At 36.6% G+C, this 760-nt stretch carries 1 protein-coding gene; it reads left to right on the top strand.

From position 1 onward, the window contains the following. Window positions 1-38 precede the first annotated feature (38 nt). Window positions 39-740 (top strand): IS1 family transposase, encoded by a 702-nt coding sequence (locus CL42_RS16225; RefSeq protein WP_004282345.1) that lies wholly within the window; start codon window positions 39-41, stop codon window positions 738-740. Window positions 741-760: the final 20 nt, after the last annotated feature.

Genomic DNA, 760 nt, shown 5'->3' with positions numbered 1-760 from the left:
GCTGAAAAAAACAATATGGCTTTTGATAAAATAGAGGTATGAAAATAACGCTACAAATCAAATGTCCTACCTGTCTAAGTAACAATATAAAGAGAAATGGCATCAAAGTAGATGGGAAACAAAACCATCAATGCAAAGATTGCAAACGTCAGTTTATTGGTGATCATGCATTAAGCTATCAAGGGTGTAATTCAGGTATTACCGGCAAGATATTACATTTAATGGTCAGAGGAAGCGGTGTAAGAGATATTGCTGAAGTCGAGCGTATCAGCATTGGCAAGGTATTACGAACCTTAAGTGAATCGATCTATCAGATTCAGCCTAAACAAAGCCACTACGAATGTCTTGAAGTCGATGAACTTTGGACTTTTGTAGGGAATAAGAAAAATAAACAATGGCTTATTTATGCCTACCATCGAGAATCTGGAGAAATTGTTGCTTATGTTTGGGGTAAGCGGGATTTAGCAACGGTTCAACGTCTTAAAGCTAGACTTAAAAAGCTTGGGGTTCAATATGCTCGAATTGCGAGTGATCATTGGGATAGTTTTATCACAGCATTTCAATGTTGCAAGCAAGTGATCGGTAAGTTTTTTACCGTCGGTATTGAAGGTAACAATTGTAGAATTCGTCATCGAATCAGGCGTGGATTTAGGAGAAGTTGCAACTTTTCTAAAAAGCTCGAAAATCATTTTAAAGCCTTTGATTTGACTTTCTTTTACCTTAATAACGGATTTGTTTAACGCCAGCATACTTTTTGAAA

This window comes from Acinetobacter sp. Ver3 (assembly GCF_000632455.1).
GTDB lineage: Bacteria > Pseudomonadota > Gammaproteobacteria > Pseudomonadales > Moraxellaceae > Acinetobacter.
The sequence above is the reverse complement of the archived record's forward strand: the minus strand, read 5'-3'. Positions and strand labels throughout refer to the sequence as shown.